Genomic DNA, 22,424 nt, shown 5'->3' with positions numbered 1-22,424 from the left:
GTCTGATTTTTTGCTATAATTGGAATTAAACTAATACGAGGTAAAAAGCATGACTGCAAGAATCGAGAACGTCCGTCGTTTATTTGAGAAGCTCGACATCAATGGCTTAATTGTGACTGATGGCGACAATATGAAGTATCTAACTGGTTTTTACGGTGGAACTGGTGACGGTTTGGTCTTAATCGGTGCAGAAAAGGCTGCCCTGATCACGGATGCGCGGTATGAGGATGATATGCGTACTAAGTTACCTGAAGATGTCCAATTGCTGGTGACACGGGACTATTGGGGGGTGGCTATGGCGGCAGCGAAGCGCTATGCCATTACTAAGTTGGGCTTTGAGGATACGATTCCATATCGTGATTTTGATTATATTGATGAAAATTTTGTGGGCGAAGATATTGCACCAGTGCCTGGTCTGGTCGAAGCGATTCGTGAAGTGAAGGATGAACAAGAATTGAACGCACTTCGTAAGTCGGCTGAAGTTGCCGTGGCTGGGTTTGAGGAGTTGTTGACAGTTGTCCATGTTGGGATGACCGAACGTGAAGTTGCCAACACATTGGATGCTATTATGCGTCGTCGTGGTGCAACGAAGGCATCCTTTGATACGATTGTCGCTTCCGGTGTCAATAGTTCATTACCACACGCCGAAGCAACGGATAAAGTCATAGAAACCGGTGATTTAGTGACTATCGACTTTGGCTACTATGTAGATGGCTACACTTCTGATGTGACACGAACGATTGCATTTGGTGAGATCGACAAAGAATTAAAAATAATCTATGACGTCACCAAGCAGGCTAATGAGGCTACTTTGGCGGCAACTCATGCAGAAATGGCCTCAGCCGAATTGGATGCAGTTGCCCGTGATGTCATTGCGCAAGCTGGATATGACAAGCAATTCACGCATGGATTAGGTCACGGGGTTGGATTAGCGATTCATGAAGGTCCATATATCGGAAAGACCTCAGAAGATTTGCTGCACGCTGGCATGTTGTTGACCATTGAACCAGGTATTTATTTGACTGGTAAGGGTGGTGTTCGCATCGAAGACGATATCATCGTGACAACTGATGGTATGGAAAACTTGACAGCGGGCTTGACGAAAGAATTAATTGTAATTGAGAAGTAAACTTATGTTAGAGTATTTTGAATTTTATCGGGGCAATATGCTCACTGGTTTTGATTATTATTATGGAAAATTGACGGATCAGCACGCTTTTTTACTAAAAACCACAAAGGATCTAGGTTTCCTACCGGCTGAAGTCACGGAGCCTAGTTTCGATTTCAACCGACAACTAGCTCCTAACCCAAAATTACAGCAATACGATGGTCTGTGGATTGATTTGACTTTTCAATGGCAAGCCTTTTCAAAGCAAATGGAAGGGTTCATTGGTGGTTGGGCCAAGGAGTATAATGGTTCTTCAGATGCACTTGGTGCGAATGATGAATGGGGATTGCGTGTAAAATATGATACAAACGAGGAAGAACAACGTTTTTGGGGTGTCAATCGCTATACCGATAATTTTGACGACTTTTTGAAGTGGTTGGATTCGATGGCTTCACGCCGAATTCGCTAGGAGCGTTCTCCTACGTGAAGAGGAGGTAGCTATGCAGTTTGTGACGAGTGATACACATTTTTTTCATCAAGAATTATTAGGTCAAAATGATTTTGCACCACGGCCATTCAATTCGCTGGCCGAAGAGCACCTAGTGTTGGTGAATGCTTGGAATGCTCGGGTTGGTGAACTAGATACGGTTTATCATCTTGGGGATGTGGCGTTGTTAAATCATATGCGGCCGGTTAAAGACGCCTATCAAAAAACGCTGGCAATTTTAAGCTCATTGCATGGGCATATCGTATTAGTTAAGGGCAATCATGACACGCGTGATATGCTAAAATTTTTAGCAAAAAACAATTATGATTTGGCAGATGGTCAACCAAAATTTGTGTTTCATGATGTTGGGTTGATTGTTAAAGCGCACCATCACCAATTTTTCTTGACGCACTATCCGATGATGTTTGGTAAAACTGATTCAAGCATCAATCTACACGGCCACATTCACCATTACAGCGTGGCGGTGCCAGAAAACATCAATGTGGGTGTGGATAGTGCTGACCTAGATTATTTGATGCAGACCGAACGGCCAGCGTGGGGGACACCGTTGTCGCTAGATGAACTAGATATAATCATTCAACGAAAGCACGACGCGTTTGCGAAAGGACGGTAAATCATGCAAGAGCATATTACAATTCTGCATACTAACGATTTGCACTCGCATTTGGAACGGTGGCCAAAAATTCGCCGTTATCTGCTCCAAAAACAAACTAACTTACGCCAAAATGGGGTGGCGGTATTCACCTTTGACATCGGTGATTTTATTGACCGGGCGCACCCATTGACGGAAGCCACGATGGGACAAGCTAATACGGCATTGATGAATCAAGTACATTATGATGCGGCCACAATTGGCAATAATGAAATTTTGGGGTTAGCACATGAAGATATGAATCATCTACATGATGCAGCCGAGTTCCCTGTATTGCTTGGTGACATCACCGATATGCAGACCGGTGAATTGCCAAAGTGGGCGGTGCGGTCGGTCATTTTGACCACGCCTAAAGGGACCCGTGTCGGGGTGTTGGGGATGACTGCGCCGTTTATTTTGACGCTGCCATTGCTTGGTTGGATGCCAGAAAAGCTGGACCAAGCGATGACGCAAGCTTTAGCCGAACTGGCAGGGAAAACCGATTTTAATGTGTTGCTGTCCCATTTGGGGTTGCCGACTGATCATTATTTAGCGGAGCGGTTTCCAGATTTACAAGTCATTATTGGCGCGCATACCCATCATCACTTACCACATGGTGAAAAACGTGGTTCGGCACTGCTGGCTGCTGCTGGTAAATATGGTGAACACATTGGGCGAATCGATCTAGAAATTACGGATGGCACATTGACTAAAATGCAGGCGACAACTGTTGATACGGATGCATTGCCTGCAGAAATCGCTGATACGGTTGAAATTGAAGGCTATCGCAAGAGTGGTCGAGAACAGCTGGATAAAGAAGTTGTGGCGGTATTACCGACAGCCTATTCCACTAATAAACATGCAGATAACCGTCTGATTGATCTAGGCCTGGCCGCTTTGGAGCGCCGTACGCGCACGACTATCGCGATGTTATCGACGGGCATGTTCTTGGGGGATTTACCAACGGGGCGGGTCACTAAGGATGTGCTTCATGAAATTTTACCCCATGCGGTCCATCCGATGCGTACGACCCTGCAAGGTGTCGATCTGTGGCGGTTGGTTCATGAAGTCGCCAAATCCCGGGCTTACATGAAGTCTAGCCAGATTCGTGGCATGGGCTTTCGTGGTGGGTCATGGGGTGAAATCATCTGGGATGGGATCACTTTGGCCGATAACGGCGATGTCTACGTGCATGATGAATTGATTGATTTTGAAGAACCATATACAATTGGGTCATTAGATCATTATTACTTTTTACCATTTTTTCCAACAATTGAAATTGCTGGTGACAATAAAATGAGTTATCGTACGGTTTTTCGCGAAGATTTTGCGGATTACCTACATGAAAAATTTTTCGATTAACAAGAAAGGAGGATGCTATGAATCGTGAGCGAATGAAAGAATTAGCTGAAGATCAATTTATTGAACGCCAAAAAGCCACGCATATCGTGTTGACTGACAATAGCGAGATGATCCAGATCAACCAGCGACCATACAAATTAATACTGAATTATCGTTCGGCCTTTGATACCACTAAGTTAGCGGCGCGTTTTAGTAGTTTTTTGGAAAAATATGATTACTTAGTCGGCGATATTGCCGCTGACCAATTGCGTTTGCATGGTTTATACGCTGATGGCACGAATGGTGTGTCGCGTTCGCAACAGATTTCCGCTTTAGAAGACTATTTATTTGAGGAAATCAATTTTGGCGCACCCTATTTTGTGTTACAAAACATGGATCCGCATCCAGTCGTTGATGATGAAGAAGATGAGCCACCGACTAAGACGCGTCGTCATAATGGATCACGGCATCATAATTCAGCAGCTGTGAGTGAAAAACGGACCAAGGTGACTGACAAACCCTTTAAAGAAAAACATGGTAACCAAAAGGTGGCGACTAAAGGCAGTAAGAGTCGGCGTCACTTTAGTATTCGTGAACGGACAACGGAGTAAACTATGGCAAAGTACACTGGATATTTCATAGATCTTGATGGGACAATCTACCAGGGAACGACACAATTCCCAGTTGGTAAGCGGTTCATTGAACGGTTGCAAGCCAGTGGTACCGACTATTTGTTTGTGACAAATAACTCGACCAAAACGCCCGCAATGGTTGCCCAGAATCTGACTGAAAATCACGGTATCATCACGACTCCAGCGCAGGTCTATACATCAGCCATGGCCACCGCGGATTACTTAGCGACCTTACCGGCAATCAAGCGCGTCTTAGTGATTGGTGAAGACGGACTACGCAGCGCTGTGGCCCAAAAGGGATTTGAGATCGTGACAACGGCACCAGCTGATGCCGTTGTCATGGGTATTGATCGCCAATTTACCTATGACCAACTTGTGCAGGCTACCTTTGCTATTCAAGCTGGAGCCAAGTTTATCGCGACTAATGTTGATACCAATTTACCTACCGAACTGGGCCTGCAACCCGGTGCTGGTTCATTGGTAGCCGCTTTACAAACCGCGACCCAAACCGAACCAATTGTTATCGGGAAGCCATTTACGGTGATTATGGACGGTGCATTAGCTCTAACCGGCCACACTAAAGATGAAGTGATTATGGTTGGTGACAATTACAATACGGACATCTTAGCGGGCATTAATGCTGGTATTGATACATTGTTGACGTATACGGGTGTTTCGAAACCGGCAGATGTGCATGCCAAGATGGCGCAACCAAGTTATGAAGTGACTAATCTGGACGAATGGGAAATTTAACCGCGTCGTTATATTCAGATTGAGTACATACCTGGAATGTGGTATGCTGTTCGAAGGTAATTACGAGTATAGGAGTTGACATAATGTATAGCATTTTACTAACAGCGATGATTATCGTCGGTGTTTTGATTATTCTGGCTGTTTTGATGCAACCTTCAAAGCAACAAGATGCATTGTCAGCATTGTCTGGCGGCGGTGGTGATTTGTTTGCTACCCAAAAGGCACGTGGATTCGTTGCCGTTATGCAACGTATCACAGCAGTCCTTGGTGCAATCTGGTTTATTTTAGGATTGGCTTTGGTTTATGTGTCATCACACTAAGATTGATTAATAAAGACGTCCCCCTATTATAGGAGGACGTCTTTATTTACACGCCCGATGATGAGGCGTATCAACGACTTATTACAACAATTCAGCGCACGACATCCCCGTCAGCTGGCATTCCGTGCTAAAATTAACTAATGATAGATTGCGTCAGGCGACCATTACACGATATATGAGTGACCATAACTGCTATGCTTGGTTTTGTTTAGTCATATATCCTCGTATGGCGCCTGTTCAATAATTGAAAGAGGTACACATGGACGCACAACAATTACAAGAACAACTGTTTGGTTTTTTAAAGGCCAATCCCACGCAAACATTTTCTGCACAAGCATTAACGGATGGTTTGCGTTTAAACGACGCACAGGGCTTTACAAAGGTCGTGCAAGCACTAGCTGCTTTGGAACGAGCTAAAAAAGTAAAGGTTTCTGACAGTGGTGACTTTCAATACGACGACGGTAGCCAAGGTATTATCGGTGTTTTCCGGTCCAATGAAAAAGGCTTTGGGTTCGTTAAGTATGACGAAAAAGAAGATGATATTTTTGTGAACCCGGATAATACGATGCTGGCGTTGAACTTAGATGAAGTCCGTGTCAAGATTTTGACACGTGGTGATGCGGCCAATGGCAAAGGACCAGAAGGTAAGGTCGAAGAAATTATCAAGCGGCATATCGAAAGTGTCGTGGGTGAATTTAAACTGGGATCAGACTATGTTGGTTATATCGGCACAATTAAGCTGACTGATAAAAAACTGGCAACATATGAATTCTTGGTCAAGGAGGGTGGCTTGCACCCAACTGATGGTGAAGTGGTAGTTGCCTCAATTGACACTTATCCAACTGTGACCATGCCTAAGCATTTTACCGGTGTCGTGACAGAGACGATTGGTTATAAAGATGAGCCAGGAGTTGATATTTTACAAATCATCTATCAACATGAAGTGCCACACATCTTCCCTGAAGCTGTTATCGAACAAGCTAACCAAATTCCAGATACTGTGCAACCCGAAGAATGGGCTGGCCGGGAAGACATTACCGATCAACCATTGGTCACCATTGATTCTATTGAATCAAAGGACTTGGATGATGCGGTCGTTGTTTGGCGTTTAGAGAACGGTAATTTTCACCTAGGGGTCCACATTGCGGATGTCTCACACTACGCTGTTGAGGGAACCCCTCTAGATGAGGAAGCCTACAACCGTGGTACGTCAGTTTACTTGACGGACCGGGTTGTTCCAATGTTACCCCGAAATATTTCTAACGGAATTGCTTCTTTGAATCCAGGGGTGGATCGATTGGCGATGTCTGCTGAAATGGAATTCACGCCGGCAGGTGATTTAGTTAAACATCGTCTACACACCTCAGTGATGCGTTCACATGCTCGTATGACCTATAAAGCTGTGAATGCGATTCTAGCTGGGGATGACGACACGCGTTCCGAATATCAAGAATTAGTGCCAATGTTTGAAGACATGGCTAAGTTGCATGAAGCGTTGAGCAACAAACGTACTGCCCGTGGTGCGATTGAATTTGATGCACCAGAAGCTAAAATTGTTGTTGACGAACAAGGTCATCCCACGGATATCGAGCTCCGTGAACGTGGTTTGTCAGAGCGGATGATTGAGTCATTTATGCTAGCTGCCAACGAAACGGTGGCGATGCACTTCGATCAACTGAATGTCCCATTCTTGTATCGTGTCCATGAAACGCCAGACCTGGAACGCGTGGTGAAGTTCTTTGAATTTGTGAAGGCATTGGGTGCCCCTGTTCAAGCTGATCCTAACAAGGTTAAGCCAGAAGATTTCCAAAAAATCCACAGCTGGTTTGTTGGTAAGCCAGAAGAGCAAATGGTCTCAACGATGATGCTACGTACTATGAAGCAAGCTAAATATTCAGAGGAACCAATCGGTCACTTTGGAATCGGTGCGGAGTACTATACACACTTCACGTCACCAATTCGTCGTTACCCTGACTTAACAGTGCATCGCTTGATTAAGCACTATGCTGCGCAAGGGTTGGGTGAAGAAGCTCAAGCAAAGTATCGTGCAAAATTGCCACAAATTGCCACAGATACGTCAACGCGTGAACGGCGTGCGGTTGATACCGAACGTGATACTGATGCGATGAAGAAGGCTGAGTTCATGGAAGACAAGGTCGGTCAAGAATTCGATGCAGTCGTGAATGGTGTCTTGAAGTTTGGTATGTTCGTGTCTTTGGCTAATACAGTTGAAGGGTTGATTCATACCTCGAACTTAACTGATGATTACTATGTTTACGATGAAGCGCACTTGGCATTGATTGGGCGACGCTTCCATCACATTTACCAAATTGGTCAAGCTGTGAAAGTGAAGTTAATTCGTGTTGATAAGGAACAAAGCGCTTTGGACTTTGTCCTCGTTGACCCGGATGATGCACCAATTACAGATATCAAGGTAGCTGATGACCATCGTGGTAGTTTTGGTGGTCGTGCTCGTGGTGATAAGAATCACCACACCAATAAGGGTGGCAAGCCGTTTGGTGCGAAGTCAGACCGGCGCAAACCAGTCGGTGCTGCAAAGCATACTGGTGCGAATCGTAAAGATCGTCACTAAATCAGTAGGAGGTAATGTATATGGCGAAGAAAAAAGTTCAAAATGATGCATTAGCTACTAATAATAAGGCGCGCTACAATTATGCAATTGGCGAGACATTTGAAGCGGGTATTGAGTTGACCGGTACTGAAATTAAATCAGTGCGGGCCAGCCAGATTACTATTGCTGAGGGTTTCATTCAAGTACGGCATGGCCAAGCTTGGTTGGATAATGTCAACATTGCCATCTTTGAGCAAGGTAACCAGTTTAATCATGAACCATTACGATCACGGCGGTTATTGTTACACAAGAAGGAAATCGCTAAGTTAGCTGCGGAATCTGCTCAAGCTGGTAAGACAATTGTGCCGTTAAAGGTTTATTTGAAACACGGCTTTGCTAAGGTGCTCATTGGTGTGGGTACTGGTAAGCATACGTATGACAAACGAGAAACAATTAAGAAACGTGATCAAGAACGTGATTTGCGGCGCGCTTTGAAACGTTAGCTGAGAAACGATCGTGATGGAGGTTATCTATCATGGTCGTTTTTTGCTGTGGTTGAGCCAACCATACTGGGCAAGTCTGGCAAATAATTTCAGTGATTAGGACAAAATAGTTACAAATTGAGCAAATGCAAGTATACTTATTAGTGTACGAAAATTGAAAAACAACTAATAAATTATTAGCTACATCATATTATAATGACGAAGGGAGAATGATGTGGAATCGCTTGATCAAACGCAGTCGCAGATTGTTGCAGCTGCCATTCAGTTGTTTAGTGAAAACCCAGATAAAAAGCCATCAATCACTGAAATTGCGAAAGTCGCCCATGTGCATCGCAATACTTTTTACCATTATTTCGAAACCCGATCAGAAGTAGTCTTTGCAATTTTTTCTGAATTATTTAGTTTTCCAGCAAATGAAATGTTGCCATTTTCTGAACTGGTGACGCAATTCCTAGACATCATTGATGAACATCGTCTGTTATTTGTTCACCTGGCAAATTTTCATGAAACATTTGACGTCGAGATGCTAACGGTTTTCATGCAAGGTGTTGGGAAAATGACCTTCTTTGAAGCATTATCATCAGCGGAGCGCCAGTTACTTTACTACTCGATGGTTGGTGTGTTGACCGGATGGATTAAAAATCCAGACCGCATCAAAAAAGACGATGTCCGTACATTCTTGCTACGATCATCAGCGTGGAATACGCCAGATGAAACTAAAAAAATATCAAGGTGATGCACATAATGGGTGGGTATTCCGGTAGTGGTTGCCATCAGGTCATCCGGCTTTGGCAATCACTGGGTTCCCTGAATCAGTGAAAACTATTGCGACGGGTCGTTTATGTTGGTATACTAATATCTGTTGGTGATTACCGATATTGCGGTCGTGGCGGAATTGGCAGACGCGCAGGACTAAGGATCCTGTGGTAGAAATATCGTGCGGGTTCGACCCCCGCCGACCGCATTTTGTGTTTCAAGGCGTTGTTGATAGGTGCTGAACCTTGATGCAACGCCTTTTTTTGTTTGCTACATATAAAAAGATCCATAACCTCGATGAGACGGGTTGTGGATCTTTTAGGTTTAGTTGATATTTTAATGGCTGACAACAAAACAAAAATTTAAGCGTTAATCACAACTACTTTACCAAAGCTATGTTGCCCTTGCAGGTACTGGTGGGCTGCTTGGATTTCAGCTAATTTGTAGATCTTCGTCGGATGGACATCAATCTGATGTTCATCGAGGTAAGTTAGCATTTCTTGAATTTTTACCTGCGATACATCTCCTGAATAGAACCCAGTGAGGTAACGATTATTTGGAATATCAAAAATCGGATCAAAGTCGTTGAGTGCCCAAACGCCACCTAGTTCGCCAGTTGCACTGAGAATGCCGAATTCATTTAAATGCTTTAAAGAATCTCTCGTTGCAGATGGCCCAATTAGATCAGCAATTTTATCGAATGAGCCAACATTATCTGGTAGCAGGTTGGCATCGGGAGTTACGATGACGTCATTAAAACCACTATCTAACAAAGCTTGTCTTTTAGTGTCAGAACGGGTAGTTCCTGTTACCTGAATATCGGTGGATAATCCTTTGATTAGCTTTAGAACAGCAATTCCAACCCCACTAGTTGCAGCGCGTACGAGAATTTTGTCAGTTGCCCGGATTTGTAGACTTTTAAAAATACCAAAAGCGGTGTAGAAAGTTTCTGGTACAGCGGCGAGATCAGGCCAACTTAGCTCAGTCGTTATTGGATAAATTTGCTCATTTGGCAATAAGGTGTACTCGGCGTAGCTACCATCAAAGGCACGCCCCATCTCACCCATGATTGAAATTACTTTGTGGCCGATGGGTAATCTTTCAGGATCAGTTGTTTCATCAATGATACCGACTGCCTCAATGCCCAATATTCTTGGAAATTGTACTGAGGGAGATTTGCCCTCTCTGGTAAAAATTTCAGAACGATTGATACCAAAGCCCATGACTTTTATTCGTGACCAGCCGGGCTTAACAGCTGGCGTAGGAACATCAGTGTAATTGAGCACTTCTGGGGTGCCGGGATCAGTCACAACGATTGCTTTCATATGGTTAGGCTCCTTCTTAAATAGTGTTTGGAGATAGGCCCTCCGGTTACTTTGAGATTAATACAATGGGGGGTTAGATGCAATATATCTAACGACAAGTTAATGATATAAGTGGTGCCACTCGTCGGACATACGGCCAGTTTCGAGCAGATCAGCGATTTCAGCGATTGATTCTTTAGTGTTACGTTTTAGCCAAAGAATAATAATGCTCATGAAGTGCGCCACCAGCATTTCACGTAGATAAATTTCAGGTAAGGGTGACTCGTTAATTTGGATATTTTGCAGCAATAAGGCTTTGAAGGCATCCCCAAATGAGCGATCGGTACCACCAAATAACAGGGCTTGTAACGTGTTACGATTCTCACGCAGGTAGTGAAGCAATTGATGAATACCTTCTGTTGATAGTAGTTGGTTATCGCCCCCAGTATAGTTGGTCGTGATTTCAGAGAGCTGTTGCAGAGTTTCATGAGACAGTTCTTCAGCTAAGGCATATTTATCAGAATAATGGAGATAAAAAGTGCCCCGGTTAATTTCTGCCTGGCTCACAATTTGGGCAACGGTAATTTTTTCGAAGGGTTCGGTCGTTAATAACGCGGCAAAAGCTGCTTTGATCTTTGGTTTGCTAGATGCTATTTTCATAAATCAACACTCTGTCTATTTTTGTTTATTGGTATTTAGTATAGACAGTGTAAGATATTATGTAAAGAGGTGTGGATATGAAAAAAGATAATGAAATGCAGCATGGATCCATGACGATGCACGACCATCAGATGGATATGCATTCAATGAGCAATGAAGCTCATGATATGGGGCAAGCCGCTATGCAGGACAAACAGGATACAATGGCTACGATGGACCATCACCAAATGCAGCATGGTGGCCATGACCATATGGATATGATGGACCATGGTGGCCAGATGATGCATATGGGAAATATGCGGTTGAAGTTAATTGTCGCAGTCATTTTGACAATTCCACTGTTGATTTTAACGCCAATGATGGGGGTGTATCTGCCATTCACCGTGACTGATCGGCCAGGACAATCGTGGTTAATTTTGTTACTGGGATCGATTATTTTTTTCTACAGTGGTTCGCCGTTTTATCAAGGAGCACGCGGTGAACTTGCGGCACGTAAGCCAGCCATGATGACGTTAATCACCATGGGAATCAGTGTGGCATATGTTTATAGTGTCTATGTAACGATTCAAGAGATGCTACACCCAGAACAAATGGGGATGAACTTCTTTTGGGAACTGGCATCATTAATCATCATTATGCTCATTGGGCATATTGTCGAAATGAATGCAGTCATGCGAGCAGGTTCAGCGGTTGATGCCTTGAGTGATTTGATGCCCGATGTGGCACACATGCAGATGCAAGACATGGTACATGATGTCCCAACGAATACACTGGCGGTCCATGATCGCGTACTAGTCAAGGCAAACGAACGTGTCCCACTAGATGGGATGATTGTTGAGGGGAGTGCCCAAATTGATGAATCATTATTGACGGGTGAAGTAGCATTAGTCGCGAAAAAGACCGGGGATGATGTGGTTGGTGGCTCGCTGAATGGTAATCAACCATTCGTCATGATGGTGACGAAAAAAGCCGATGCGGGTTATGTTTCACAAGTGCAGCAACTGGTTGCCGTCGCACAAAAGAATAAGTCACGTGTCGAAAATTTGGCTGATCAAGTGGCTAGCTGGTTGTTTTACGCAGCCACGATGATTGGTGTTTTGGCATTGATTATTTGGACGGTGCTTAACGGGATGAGCTTTGCGTTGCCAATTGCTGTCACCGTCTTTATTATTGCCTGTCCCCATGCCCTGGGACTCGCTGTTCCTTTGGTCGTGGCGCGGCTAACCGGTTTGGCCGCTAGTCGTGGTCTATTGATTCAAAATCGTACGGCCTTAGAGCAGGTTGATCGTCTCCGCTATGTTGTGCTAGATAAGACAGGCACGTTAACCGAAGGAAAATTCACCGTCCAACAAGTGGTTGCCTATAATGATGCCCCTGAATCAGAAATTTTGGCGCAAATTGCGGCATTGGAAGCTGGTAGTGTGCATCCAATTGGTCAGAGTATCATGGCTTATGCCCAAGCTCAACAGGTACCGGTTCCAAGTGCGGAAAATGTGGCTAGTATCACTGGTGTCGGGGTGCAGGGAACGATTAACGGCCAATCACTAAAAATTGTGAGTGGCCAATATCTCCAGGAGCACGGCCAATCAGTTGCCTTGCTCACTGGTCCATACACGGTCAGTTACCTCGTTACGCAAGCTGATGAAGTGTTAGGAGCCATTGCCCTAGGCGATCAAATCAAGCCGCAAGCCGCAGCCTTTATTACAGCCTTGCAGGCGCGGCAACTGATCCCCGTGATGTTGACTGGTGATAATGAACAAGCTGCCCAAGCAATTGCGACTGAATTGGGAATTACCCACGTTGAAGCCGGTTTGAAGCCTGAGGATAAGGCCACACGGGTACAACAATATCAGCAGAGCGGTTTAGTGATGTTTGTTGGTGATGGGGTGAATGATTCATTGGCTTTAGCTACAGCTGATCTGGGGGTGGCGATTGGGTCAGGAACCGAAGTGGCGATCAATGCTGCTGACGTCGTGTTAGTGAACTCTAACCCCATTGATATCCTGGCCTTGCTTGACTTAGCACATCAGTCTAACCGCAAGATGAAAGAAAACTTGGCCTGGGGTGCCGGTTATAATGTCATCGCAATTCCATTGGCAGCTGGCTTATTGATTCCATTCGGCTTTACTTTAAGTCCGATGGTTGGTGCAATCATCATGTCACTTTCAACAGTGATTGTGGCGTTGAATGCGATGACCTTGCGCTTGAAAGAAAATGTTTAAAAAGAGTTGACAAAATGTGACTCAATCATTAGTATAGATAGAGTAGTTTTCGTTAAGAAATTACTTGATCTATCTGGAGATGTACCCAAGTCTGGCTGAAGGGAACGGTCTTGAAAACCGTCAGGTCGGGAAACCGGCGCGTGGGTTCGAATCCCACCATCTCCTTATACGCTGTGAGGCGTAATTTAATATTATCGCGGGATGGAGCAGTCTGGTAGCTCGTCGGGCCCATAACCCGAAGGTCGTAGGTTCAAATCCTACTCCCGCAATCTTCAAGCTGTTTCTTAAGGAAATGGCTTTTTTCTTTGGATATCGTTGAATTTCTGTTCTAAACACGGTAATTTATGAGGTATATAGTTAAAAATGAGTGGTTAATACCAGCTAGAATGAAGGAGAACGCGATGCTCACAGTACAATTAAAATACTTGCGTTATGCAGCGGGGGCTTTTGTGATGGCTTTGCTCACTGCCGTTGTGTTGCCGATTTTGATCGGTATGCAACCAATTTTGTCCGTTAATATTCCGTACCTTACTAAAGCGATGCTAGCGATTCCAGCAGCGCTGATTATTTGGTTGGACTATGGCATGATTAGGCAGGCCTTGGCACAACAACGTGAAGAAGGGGTGACGACGTTATGGTTACCAATTATTGGGCAGACCTTATGGTTTGTCGTCTTGACCTGGTTGCTGTTAACGCCAGCGTTGGGTAATTTTGTTAAAACGATGACATTGCCAATGATGTTGCTAGGCTGGGCCGGGTTGATGATTTCATTAGGGCTGTTGCAACGTCGTGAACGGGCGATCGCTTTAGACGAGGCTGGTATTAAATCAGCCATGCGCTTGGAATCAGTGGCTTTGGTGGCTGCTGTGTATGCAACTCTGTTCTATGGCATCACGTTGAATTGGCAATCAGGTTTGACGGTGGCGGTTTCTGTGTTGATTATCATCGATCCTCGTTGGCCAGCGATGTGGTCGGCTTACCGACGCTTTCGCTTGTTACGTCAATTAGCGGATCAGGGATTGAAATTTCAAAACCCACGCGCGTTAGATGATTTACCTAAAATTACGGACATTGTGGCTGAAAAGTCAGGGGTGTTAACGAGTGATGACCTCAAAATTCGCTCCATCACAAGCGTTGATGATCGGTATAGTGATTATGATGTTTTGGGCATTACCGCTGGTTTGTTGGCGGGTACTGATACGCCGATGGCTCGGGCGCTGTTGCAATACGCGCGTGAATATAATGTGTATCCAAGTGAAGCTAGTGAACAAGAGAAGATACCATACGTGGGTGCCAGTGGTGTCATCAACAACGAGCGTTTCCAAATTGTTTCAGCCAGTTATGCATCAGAACATTATGAAATCAATGAAGCTACGTTAGACCAGCTTATTGCATTAGGCAATTCAGTAAGTTATATCATCGATGGTGTGCAAATTATTGGTATTTTGACTTATGCGGCAACGTTCAATGCGGACTTGTTGAAGTTTGATCGCTTCTTGGCCAGCCGACACATCAATCTGCATATTGTCACGGCGGACACGAATGGTTCATTGTTTGAGATGCAAAAGACATTACGTACCCTGGTTCAACCACAGGCTAATCTAACGCCTGAAGCTAAATTAGCTGCCCAAGCCAGTTTATTGAGGAATGATCATACTTTATTGGTCACTAATCAAGCTGTTCCAGTTGAAATTGAGGATGCCATGGTCGTTGGTGTCAATGGCGCACTAGAATTTGCAGATATTAAGGCACCAGGCATTGCCCAGTTGCACGAATTGTGGGATACGGCCGATTTGTTGCAGCAAAATGATCACCGTGTGTTAACAATTACCACGATTTTATCAGCCTTGTTAATCATTTTAGCTGCTGGTGTGGGTGTTTTCTTTTCATCATGGTTGTTTATTGCCCCAATTTTTGCCGTCGGTATTCGGTTGGTATTGTCGCTAACATTGAGTGCAGTTGTCTCGGAAGATTAAAGTTAATGAGAATGCTTCGTCATTGCCTGAGCTGGCAATGGCGATTTTTTTATTTTATATATCAAGGGTTTTTAAACTCTACATATGTAATGCATGTGTTTCATTGACAATACCATAAAAATTTCTTATGATTAAACAGTGTTAATAAGCGCAAAAAACTATAAGTTGACTTTAATAATTAACTTAACAGACAGGAGATAAAGATGAACATTGCAATGGTCATCCTGTTGTCGCTTGTCGCAATCGTAATTGTATTTGTGGTTGGATATACCGTTGCTAAGATTAAGATTAACAACGCGTTGCAACTAGCAAATAAAACAGCACAAGATATCACGGATCAAGCGGTTATCGATGCCGAACAGTTGAAAAAAACTGCTCTGGTTGAGGCCCGTGATGAAAGCCAACGATATCAAGATCGTCTCGAACGTGATTTGGCTGAACGTCGTAGTGAAGTCAAGACACAAGAAGAGCGCTTGGTAAGCCGTGAATCTGTACTGGATCGTAAAGATGAATCTTTGCAAAAGCGTGAAGACGTGATTGTGGAGAAAGAAAAGAAACTTGATCAACAACGACAAAGTGTCCACGATAAGGAACACCGGGCTGATGAATTAGTAACCGCGCGTGAAGCAAAGTTAGTAGAAGTCGCCGAGTTATCTCGTGAAGATGCGCGTGAGAAAATCTTGCGTGAAACGCGGGAGTCTCTTGTCAAGGAACGTGCTGTCATGATCAAGGAGAGCGAAGAGCAAGCGGCTGCTGAAGCAGACAAGCGCGCCAAGAATTTGGTTGTGCAAGCTATTCAGCGTTCGGCTGCCGATATGGTCGCTGAAACGACTGTATCGACTGTAACATTACCAAATGACGACATGAAGGGTCGCATCATTGGTCGTGAGGGTCGTAATATCCGGGCTATCGAAACGGTGACGGGGATTGATCTGATCATCGATGATACTCCCGAAGCGGTCGTATTGAGTGGATTTGATCCGGTTCGTCGTGAAATTGCGAAGAATGCCTTGGAGAAGTTGATTGCAGATGGTCGTATCCACCCAGCTCGTATTGAAGAGATGGTGGATAAGGCTCGCAAGGAGATGGACGAGCATATTCGTGAAGTCGGTGAACAAACGGTCTTCGACTTGGGATTGCATAATATCCATCCCGATTTGGTTAAGACGATTGGACGCATGAATTACCGTACTAGTTATGGTCAAAATGTGTTAGTTCACTCAATTGAGGTTGCAAAACTAACTGGCATGTTGGCTGCCGAGTTAGGTCAAGATGTTACGCTTGCCAAGCGCGCAGGATTATTACACGATATTGGAAAGGCCATCGACCATGAAGTTGATGGCTCACACGTGGAACTTGGCGTTGAATTGACGACCAAGTATCATGAGAAGCCAGTTGTCATTAACGCAATTGCTTCTCACCACGGGGATGTCGAACCTGAGTCAATTATCGCTGTCTTGGTCGCAGCGGCTGATTCAATTTCAGCTGCCCGACCTGGTGCTCGTTCAGAATCACTTGAAAATTACGTTCAACGACTACAACAACTTGAAGGTATTGCAAATGCCTTCAATGGTGTTGAAAAGTCGTTTGCGATCCAAGCTGGTCGTGAGATTCGAGTGATGGTGGAACCAGCCGCGGTGTCTGATTTGGAGAGTCAAGTTTTGGCTCACGACATCAAAGAACAAATTGAACATGATTTGGATTACCCTGGTCATATTAAGGTCACGGTTATCCGGGAATCACGCTCAATTGAATACGCTAAATAAAGCAAGGAGGTCATTCAGGAAGCTGGGTGGCCTTTTGTTATCAATACAAACGTTACGACTGATCGAAGTGGAGGAATAACCATGCGCTATCTCATCATCACGGAAAAGCCTAGTGCGGCCAAAAATTTCGCCAAAGCATTAGGGGGACAGAGTGGTCATTATGCAGATTTCGACTACACCATCACTAATTTGCGTGGTCATGTGATGCAGTTCAAGGAACCTGAGGAGATGGTCCCGGCTGACCTGACGACCGCATATAAATCTTGGGCGTTGAAACGATTACCATGGGATCTTTCACAGATGAATTGGTCGCGTACATATATCAAAGGCCGCAATGGCACCAAAGCATTATTGGACGATTTACGCCGACAAGCGCGATCAGGCTATGACGCGTTGATCATTGCGACAGATACCGATCCCTCTGGTGAAGGGGAGTTGCTGGCTTGGGAGGCGATTAATGCAATTCGTTGGTCAGGTCAAGTTCTGCGGGCTAACTTTTTAGATGAGTCTAAGCGGGGCATTCAAGCGGCGATGAATCATCTTCGTGACGTATCAGACCAATGGCGTGACGGTGATTATGTCAAAGGTGAAAGTCGTAGTCGTTGGGACTTTGCATCGATGCAACTGACGCGCATTGCCACGACTGCAGCGAAGAAGGCGGGCTTCAAAGTAGTGGCCCGCGAAGGTCGGTTGAAGTCAGTGATTGTTTGGAAGGTTTATGATCAACTTGAAGCGATTGCCAGTTATGTGAAGACCCCGTTCTTTGAAGTCAAGTTTAAAGACCCAGCAGGTCATATTTATGGGCGCAAGTTGCCTGAAGGTGACATCGTCCCCTGGCGCTACCCAAATAAGACGGCTGGCACAGGCGATTTAGCAAATTTCCACGAATCACCAGTTGTTAATGAAAAACATGAGCAGAAAACGCAAATTCCGGGCCGGCTCTTGGATTTGGCCGGGTTAGCGGCTGTGTTGGCCCCTAAGGGATTTGCTTCCAAAGAGGTGTTAACGACTTATCAGAAGATGTATGAGGCCCAAATTGTTTCTTATCCGCGGACAGAAGATAAGAATGTCACGCCGGGACAATTTTTTGAATTGTTACCGCTGATTGATCAAATTGCTGCCGTTGTTGGCGTAGATCGTCATTTATTGACCCATCGGGAACCCCGATTTGGCTCGCATGTGCGTAATGAAGGTTCGCACGGAGCCAATCGTCCTGGTTCCAAGATCCCAGCAACATTAGGCGAATTGAGTAAATATGGTAAGAGTGGACCAGCAATCTATGAGACACTGGCGAAAAATTATTTAGCAACGTTAGCTGAAAACTATATATATGATCACGTGACTGCTAATTTGGCGGATTATCCAGAGTTTGTCACCATGTTTAATGTGCCAGTGGCGTTGAATTACAAAGCAGTTTACGACACCTACGCAACCTATCAAACGGATGATGAACAAGAAAGTAGCCCAACATCCAAAGAAGTTGGGCCAACTGCCCAGCCTTATCTAGCAGAAGGGGCCAACAAGAAACCAACGCACCCCTCTACGAAGTGGATTATGGCTTTTTTGGAGAAACACAATGTTGGTACTGGAGCGACCCGTGTCTCAACTTTGTCTGAGATGACCCGGCCTGGTTCTATGATGAAGGAAGCCCGTGGGCGTTTAACGTTGACTGATACAGGTTATGTATCCGCCATCATGGTGGCGGATACCTGGATTGCGTCGCCAAAAATTACCAAGCGACTGTTTGATATGATGCATGCCGTCGGGGAATTTAAAATGCCAATGACAGAATTATTAGATTCGGTGACTAAAGTCGTTGAACACGATATGCCGATTATGGTGGCCAATGCGGATAAGCTGGCGCCAAAATTAGGGACACCGAAACCAGTTGCAGCCAAGCCACGCAAAGTAGTGGAAAAAGTCACCGGTGTCTGGCAAGGGCAGGAAGTGGCCTTTGCTAAGACTTGGAGCGATCATACCTTTACGGATGAAGAAATTGCTCGTCTATTACGTGGCGAGGAAATCTCGTTTGCGTCAAAAAGTAAGCGTGGCAAATCATATACGGCAACCGGTAAGTTAGCCAAGCAAACCTTTAAAGGGGCCACTTTCTATGGGTTCAAGTTGAATCCTAAACCACGCAAGTCATCAAAATAGTGATTAACGCAAGGGGTTTCGCGTGAGGGTGGCCCTTTTTTGATATAATGATGAAAAACTAAATGTAATCAATGGAGATAGACATGCTCATTAAGCAAGTATCAATTGAAAATAACGCTGAATTACAGGATATTCGCGTCACTGAGGGCAGCATTGCTGAAATTGCAACGCATTTAGCCCCATTGCAGGATGAGAAAGTTATCGACGCAACGGGTAAGTTAGTGATTCCACCGTTTGTTGACCCGCATGTGCATCTAGATTCAACGCAAACTGCGGGTGATCCTGAGTGGAATGAAACGGGGACGTTGTTTGATGGGATTCGGATTTGGTCAGAACGCAAGCAAACGCTCACCCATGATGATGTTAAAAAGCGTGCGCTGCAAACGCTAAAAATTCAGGCGGCGCATGGCTTGCAATTTGTTCGCTCACATGTGGACGTGACGGACCCGGAGTTAGTTGCGTTAAAGGCATTGCTAGAGGTGCGTGAAGAAGTTAAACCATGGATGGAATTACAGTTGGTCGCGTTTCCGCAAGAGGGCATCTTGTCATTTCCACATGGTAAGGAACTCATGGAAACGGCTGCTCAATTAGGGGTTGATGCTTTGGGTGCCATTCCACACTTTGAATTTACCCGGGAGTACGCGGTTGAATCTTTACATTTTGTGACCGAGTTAGCCAAAAAGTACCATTTGATGATCGATGCACATACGGATGAAATTGACGATCCGGCATCGCGCGGGTTGGAAACGTTAGCCACACTGGCTTTAGAAACGGGTCTAAAGGAAAAGGTGACTGCTTCACACACGACAGCCATGGGATCGTATAATGATGCTTATGTCTATAAGTTGATGCGCTTATTGCAGCTGGCGGACATCAACTTTGTGTCGAATCCTTTAATCAACATGTATCTTGGTGGTCGTTTTGACACCTATCCAAAGCGTCGTGGTTTGACACGGGTAAAGGAGTTGGATGCTAACGGGATTAATGTAGCTTTTGGAGAAGATGATATTAAGGATCCATGGTATCCAATGGGGAATGGTAATATGTTAGATTCCTTGCATATGGGTCTGCATGCCACGCAAATTATGGGTTACTCTGAAATTATGCAGTCGTACCGATTTGTGACCCATAATGGCGCACGGACGATGAACGTGCAAGATCATTATGGGATTGCAGTGGGTAAGCCAGCCTCGTTCTTGATTATGAATAGCGATAACTTTTATAATGCCTTGAATGAACGGGCAGAGGTTCTCTATTCAATCCATAACGGTCATATCTTGGTGGAAACTAAGCCAGCTGAAATTCAATTACATGTTGATTAGACGAACAGCTCTGCATGAAGCAGAGCTTTTTTTGTATATTTTATGCAAAAACAAAAGAAGTTGTTGCATAAAATTACAAAGGATAATATACTAAAATACATCAATTAATGAATAAAGTTACACGATCAAAAGCGATCGTTGGATTGGGAGAGAACGTCTATGAATAAGAAAATTGGTACATTAATGATGACGCTGTTGATTGTAATGTCAACATTGATGAGCTTGGTGGGTATTTCGAGTACAACGAATGCGGCAACCACCGACAAGACTTGGGCAAAAATTCAAAAGCGGGGGACGCTGATTGTTGGAACCTCTGCCGACTATGCACCATATGAATTTCATTCTACGGTGAATGGGCAGGATAAAATTGTTGGTTTTGACATGACGATGGCACGCACGATTGCTAAAAAATTAGGTGTTAAAATCAAAATTGAAGACATGAGTTTCGATGCTTTGTTAGGTGCGGTCACAACTGGTAAGGTTGATATGGTCATTGCCGGTATGACAGCGACCCCTGAGCGTGCTAAGGTGGTCGATTTCTCGAATGTTTATTTCAAGGATAAGAACGTGATGTTGGTCAAGAAGACCAATGTTAACTCATTAAAAACGGCTGCTGATTTCAAAGGCAAGAAGGTCGTCGCACAAATGGCTTCTACGCAATACGACATCGCTAAGGCTACAATGAAGGGCGCTCAGGTTGTGGCTTTGAAGAAAGTGACTGATCAAGCAACCCAAGTGGCACAGGGTAAAGTCGCCGGAATGGTTGTTGTTTCAACAACAGCGGATACTTATCTGCAACAATCAAGCCAATTTGCGGTTTCAAAGGTCAAGTTGCCATCTAATTCAAATGGTTCAACAATTGCCATGCCTAAAAATTCGCCTGTTTTGAAGGCTAAAGTTAATCAGATCATCAAAAATGATGTGGTAGGTGCGCCTTTGCAAGGTTGGAAGAGTGACGCAATTGCTCTGCTTAATAAGAAGGAAAGTTTTTTTGATAAGTACTGGTCATACTTTGTTAAGGGAACTGGTTACACATTAGGCCTAGCCGTAATCGGTGTCTTAGCTGGTGCCATCTTGGGAACCTTGTTAGCCTTGATGAAGACCTCAAATGTTTGGGTATTAAAGGCCATCGCGAATGTCTACATTGAGTTCGTTCGTGGTACGCCTTTGCTAATCCAAGTGTTCATCGTATTTTTCGGTACCCAATTGATTGGGTTGAATGTGGCTGGCTTCGTCGCTGGTGCAGTCGCCATGTCTTTGAACTCGGCTGCGTATGTCGCAGAAATTATTCGTTCTGGTATTAATTCAATTGCCAAGGGACAAACCGAGGCCGCTCGTTCACTTGGTTTGTCAAAGAAGCAAGCGATGCGCTATGTGGTCTTGCCGCAAGCGGTTAAGAATATCCTGCCAGCATTAGGTAATGAGTTCGTGACCGTTATCAAGGAAGGTTCAGTGGTATCTGTTATCGGTGTCGGTGAGTTGACCTTCCAGACGTCATTGGTTCAAGGTGTCTCATTTAAGCCATTCTTGCCATTGATGATCACGGCCCTGATCTACTTTACGTTGACATTCGTCTTGAGTCGTTTGTTGAATTTGGCGGAAAAGAAGTTAGCTAAGTCAAATTAGTCATCAATATTAAGCAGCTGATTGTTTGCAATTGGCTGCTTTTTTAGCGTTTAAAGGCGGATGCGTCAACCCCCAGACGGGAAGCACTGCAGACATTGTGCAAATCGTGGAAAACGTCTGATTGTCAGACCAAATAATGGTAAAAGGAGTAAAATGTGGCATATAGAGAAAAGTTTCACATGGTGTGATGTTTTTTTGAAGGACCGATAGATTTTGTGAGAGAATCTTAGTTTTTCTGCTACAAATTAGAATGAATTTAAATCATCTGAG

Annotated in this window: 18 protein-coding genes and 3 tRNA genes; 19 read left to right on the top strand and 2 right to left on the bottom strand. The window is 44.5% G+C overall.

Going from position 1 to position 22,424, the window contains the following annotated elements; translation table 11 throughout:
- The first annotated feature begins 49 nt into the window (after nucleotides 1-49).
- The 11 genes from WSWS_RS06360 to WSWS_RS06310 all read left to right on the top strand — a co-directional run bounded on the left by WSWS_RS06360 (nucleotide 50) and on the right by WSWS_RS06310 (nucleotide 9,332).
- Nucleotides 50-1,129 carry a M24 family metallopeptidase gene (locus tag WSWS_RS06360; protein WP_070230482.1) on the top strand — a complete coding sequence of 360 codons (1,080 nt, stop codon included), beginning with the start codon at nucleotides 50-52 and terminating at the stop codon, nucleotides 1,127-1,129.
- 4 nt (nucleotides 1,130-1,133) lie between these two features.
- On the top strand, nucleotides 1,134-1,577 hold the full coding sequence (locus WSWS_RS06355; RefSeq protein ID WP_070230481.1) for a hypothetical protein: 444 nt from the start codon (nucleotides 1,134-1,136) through the stop codon (nucleotides 1,575-1,577).
- Between the two features lie 31 nt (nucleotides 1,578-1,608).
- Nucleotides 1,609-2,229 carry a metallophosphoesterase family protein gene (locus WSWS_RS06350; protein ID WP_070230480.1) on the top strand — a complete coding sequence of 207 codons (621 nt, stop codon included), beginning with the start codon at nucleotides 1,609-1,611 and terminating at the stop codon, nucleotides 2,227-2,229.
- Between the two features lie 3 nt (nucleotides 2,230-2,232).
- Complete coding sequence (locus tag WSWS_RS06345; protein WP_070230479.1) at nucleotides 2,233-3,609, top strand: bifunctional metallophosphatase/5'-nucleotidase; 1,377 nt, start codon at nucleotides 2,233-2,235, stop codon at nucleotides 3,607-3,609.
- 17 nt (nucleotides 3,610-3,626) lie between these two features.
- Nucleotides 3,627-4,199 (top strand): YutD family protein, encoded by a 573-nt coding sequence (locus tag WSWS_RS06340; protein WP_070230478.1) that lies wholly within the window; start codon nucleotides 3,627-3,629, stop codon nucleotides 4,197-4,199.
- Nucleotides 4,200-4,202: 3 nt separating this feature from the next.
- The gene (locus WSWS_RS06335) at nucleotides 4,203-4,973 is read left to right on the top strand and encodes a TIGR01457 family HAD-type hydrolase (protein ID WP_070230477.1); all 771 of its coding nucleotides are present in this window, start codon (nucleotides 4,203-4,205) and stop codon (nucleotides 4,971-4,973) included.
- 83 nt (nucleotides 4,974-5,056) lie between these two features.
- The gene (gene secG, locus WSWS_RS06330; RefSeq protein WP_070230476.1) at nucleotides 5,057-5,293 is read left to right on the top strand and encodes a preprotein translocase subunit SecG; all 237 of its coding nucleotides are present in this window, start codon (nucleotides 5,057-5,059) and stop codon (nucleotides 5,291-5,293) included.
- Between the two features lie 259 nt (nucleotides 5,294-5,552).
- Nucleotides 5,553-7,886 (top strand): ribonuclease R, encoded by a 2,334-nt coding sequence (gene rnr / locus WSWS_RS06325; protein WP_070230475.1) that lies wholly within the window; start codon nucleotides 5,553-5,555, stop codon nucleotides 7,884-7,886.
- Between the two features lie 20 nt (nucleotides 7,887-7,906).
- Nucleotides 7,907-8,368: an SsrA-binding protein SmpB gene (gene smpB / locus WSWS_RS06320; protein ID WP_070230474.1), complete on the top strand. Its 462-nt coding sequence runs from the start codon at nucleotides 7,907-7,909 to the stop codon at nucleotides 8,366-8,368.
- Between the two features lie 214 nt (nucleotides 8,369-8,582).
- Complete coding sequence (locus WSWS_RS06315; protein WP_070230473.1) at nucleotides 8,583-9,104, top strand: TetR/AcrR family transcriptional regulator; 522 nt, start codon at nucleotides 8,583-8,585, stop codon at nucleotides 9,102-9,104.
- A gap of 144 nt (nucleotides 9,105-9,248) precedes the next feature.
- Nucleotides 9,249-9,332, top strand: a tRNA-Leu gene (locus WSWS_RS06310).
- A 154-nt stretch (nucleotides 9,333-9,486) separates the two neighbouring features.
- On the opposite strand, the gene WSWS_RS06305 is transcribed toward WSWS_RS06310, so the two are convergent.
- Both WSWS_RS06305 and WSWS_RS06300 read right to left on the bottom strand, forming a co-directional pair.
- Nucleotides 9,487-10,449, bottom strand: coding sequence for a zinc-binding dehydrogenase (locus WSWS_RS06305; protein ID WP_070230472.1), 963 nt, complete (start codon nucleotides 10,447-10,449; stop codon nucleotides 9,487-9,489).
- A 99-nt stretch (nucleotides 10,450-10,548) separates the two neighbouring features.
- Nucleotides 10,549-11,088 (bottom strand): TetR family transcriptional regulator, encoded by a 540-nt coding sequence (locus tag WSWS_RS06300; protein ID WP_070230471.1) that lies wholly within the window; start codon nucleotides 11,086-11,088, stop codon nucleotides 10,549-10,551.
- A 77-nt stretch (nucleotides 11,089-11,165) separates the two neighbouring features.
- Here WSWS_RS06300 and WSWS_RS06295 point away from each other — a divergent pair, with 77 nt between their 5' ends.
- The 8 genes from WSWS_RS06295 to WSWS_RS06260 all read left to right on the top strand — a co-directional run bounded on the left by WSWS_RS06295 (nucleotide 11,166) and on the right by WSWS_RS06260 (nucleotide 22,154).
- Nucleotides 11,166-13,310 (top strand): copper-translocating P-type ATPase, encoded by a 2,145-nt coding sequence (locus WSWS_RS06295; protein WP_237342580.1) that lies wholly within the window; start codon nucleotides 11,166-11,168, stop codon nucleotides 13,308-13,310.
- A gap of 75 nt (nucleotides 13,311-13,385) precedes the next feature.
- Nucleotides 13,386-13,475, top strand: a tRNA-Ser gene (locus WSWS_RS06290).
- Nucleotides 13,476-13,505: 30 nt separating this feature from the next.
- Nucleotides 13,506-13,579, top strand: a tRNA-Met gene (locus tag WSWS_RS06285).
- A gap of 132 nt (nucleotides 13,580-13,711) precedes the next feature.
- Complete coding sequence (locus WSWS_RS06280) at nucleotides 13,712-15,286, top strand: HAD family hydrolase (protein WP_070230470.1); 1,575 nt, start codon at nucleotides 13,712-13,714, stop codon at nucleotides 15,284-15,286.
- A 203-nt stretch (nucleotides 15,287-15,489) separates the two neighbouring features.
- Nucleotides 15,490-17,052, top strand: coding sequence for a ribonuclease Y (gene rny / locus WSWS_RS06275; RefSeq protein WP_070230469.1), 1,563 nt, complete (start codon nucleotides 15,490-15,492; stop codon nucleotides 17,050-17,052).
- An 81-nt stretch (nucleotides 17,053-17,133) separates the two neighbouring features.
- Nucleotides 17,134-19,206 (top strand): DNA topoisomerase, encoded by a 2,073-nt coding sequence (locus WSWS_RS06270; protein WP_070230468.1) that lies wholly within the window; start codon nucleotides 17,134-17,136, stop codon nucleotides 19,204-19,206.
- Between the two features lie 83 nt (nucleotides 19,207-19,289).
- Entirely contained in the window at nucleotides 19,290-20,528 is a 1,239-nt protein-coding gene (codA, locus tag WSWS_RS06265) for a cytosine deaminase (protein WP_070230467.1), read from the top strand.
- Between the two features lie 159 nt (nucleotides 20,529-20,687).
- Nucleotides 20,688-22,154 (top strand): ABC transporter substrate-binding protein/permease, encoded by a 1,467-nt coding sequence (locus WSWS_RS06260; protein WP_070230466.1) that lies wholly within the window; start codon nucleotides 20,688-20,690, stop codon nucleotides 22,152-22,154.
- The last annotated feature ends 270 nt before the right edge of the window (nucleotides 22,155-22,424 follow it).

The organism is Weissella soli (assembly GCF_001761545.1).
Taxonomy (GTDB): domain Bacteria; phylum Bacillota; class Bacilli; order Lactobacillales; family Lactobacillaceae; genus Weissella; species Weissella soli.
Note: the sequence above shows the minus strand (reverse complement) of the source record. Positions and strands in the feature narration are given on the sequence as shown.

Bases quoted from the DNA above. Each gene is read 5' to 3' on its own strand.
- WSWS_RS06360 (WP_070230482.1), top strand. From the start codon at position 50: ATGACTGCAAGAATCGAGAACGTCCGTCGTTTATTTGAGAAGCTCGAC.
- WSWS_RS06355 (WP_070230481.1), top strand. From the start codon at position 1,134: ATGTTAGAGTATTTTGAATTTTATCGGGGCAATATGCTCACTGGTTTT.
- WSWS_RS06350 (WP_070230480.1), top strand. From the start codon at position 1,609: ATGCAGTTTGTGACGAGTGATACACATTTTTTTCATCAAGAATTATTA.
- WSWS_RS06345 (WP_070230479.1), top strand. From the start codon at position 2,233: ATGCAAGAGCATATTACAATTCTGCATACTAACGATTTGCACTCGCAT.
- WSWS_RS06340 (WP_070230478.1), top strand. From the start codon at position 3,627: ATGAATCGTGAGCGAATGAAAGAATTAGCTGAAGATCAATTTATTGAA.
- WSWS_RS06335 (WP_070230477.1), top strand. From the start codon at position 4,203: ATGGCAAAGTACACTGGATATTTCATAGATCTTGATGGGACAATCTAC.
- secG (WP_070230476.1), top strand. From the start codon at position 5,057: ATGTATAGCATTTTACTAACAGCGATGATTATCGTCGGTGTTTTGATT.
- rnr (WP_070230475.1), top strand. From the start codon at position 5,553: ATGGACGCACAACAATTACAAGAACAACTGTTTGGTTTTTTAAAGGCC.
- smpB (WP_070230474.1), top strand. From the start codon at position 7,907: ATGGCGAAGAAAAAAGTTCAAAATGATGCATTAGCTACTAATAATAAG.
- WSWS_RS06305 (WP_070230472.1), bottom strand. From the start codon at position 10,449: ATGAAAGCAATCGTTGTGACTGATCCCGGCACCCCAGAAGTGCTCAAT.
- WSWS_RS06300 (WP_070230471.1), bottom strand. From the start codon at position 11,088: ATGAAAATAGCATCTAGCAAACCAAAGATCAAAGCAGCTTTTGCCGCG.
- WSWS_RS06295 (WP_237342580.1), top strand. From the start codon at position 11,166: ATGAAAAAAGATAATGAAATGCAGCATGGATCCATGACGATGCACGAC.
- WSWS_RS06280 (WP_070230470.1), top strand. From the start codon at position 13,712: ATGCTCACAGTACAATTAAAATACTTGCGTTATGCAGCGGGGGCTTTT.
- rny (WP_070230469.1), top strand. From the start codon at position 15,490: ATGAACATTGCAATGGTCATCCTGTTGTCGCTTGTCGCAATCGTAATT.
- WSWS_RS06270 (WP_070230468.1), top strand. From the start codon at position 17,134: ATGCGCTATCTCATCATCACGGAAAAGCCTAGTGCGGCCAAAAATTTC.
- codA (WP_070230467.1), top strand. From the start codon at position 19,290: ATGCTCATTAAGCAAGTATCAATTGAAAATAACGCTGAATTACAGGAT.
- WSWS_RS06260 (WP_070230466.1), top strand. From the start codon at position 20,688: ATGAATAAGAAAATTGGTACATTAATGATGACGCTGTTGATTGTAATG.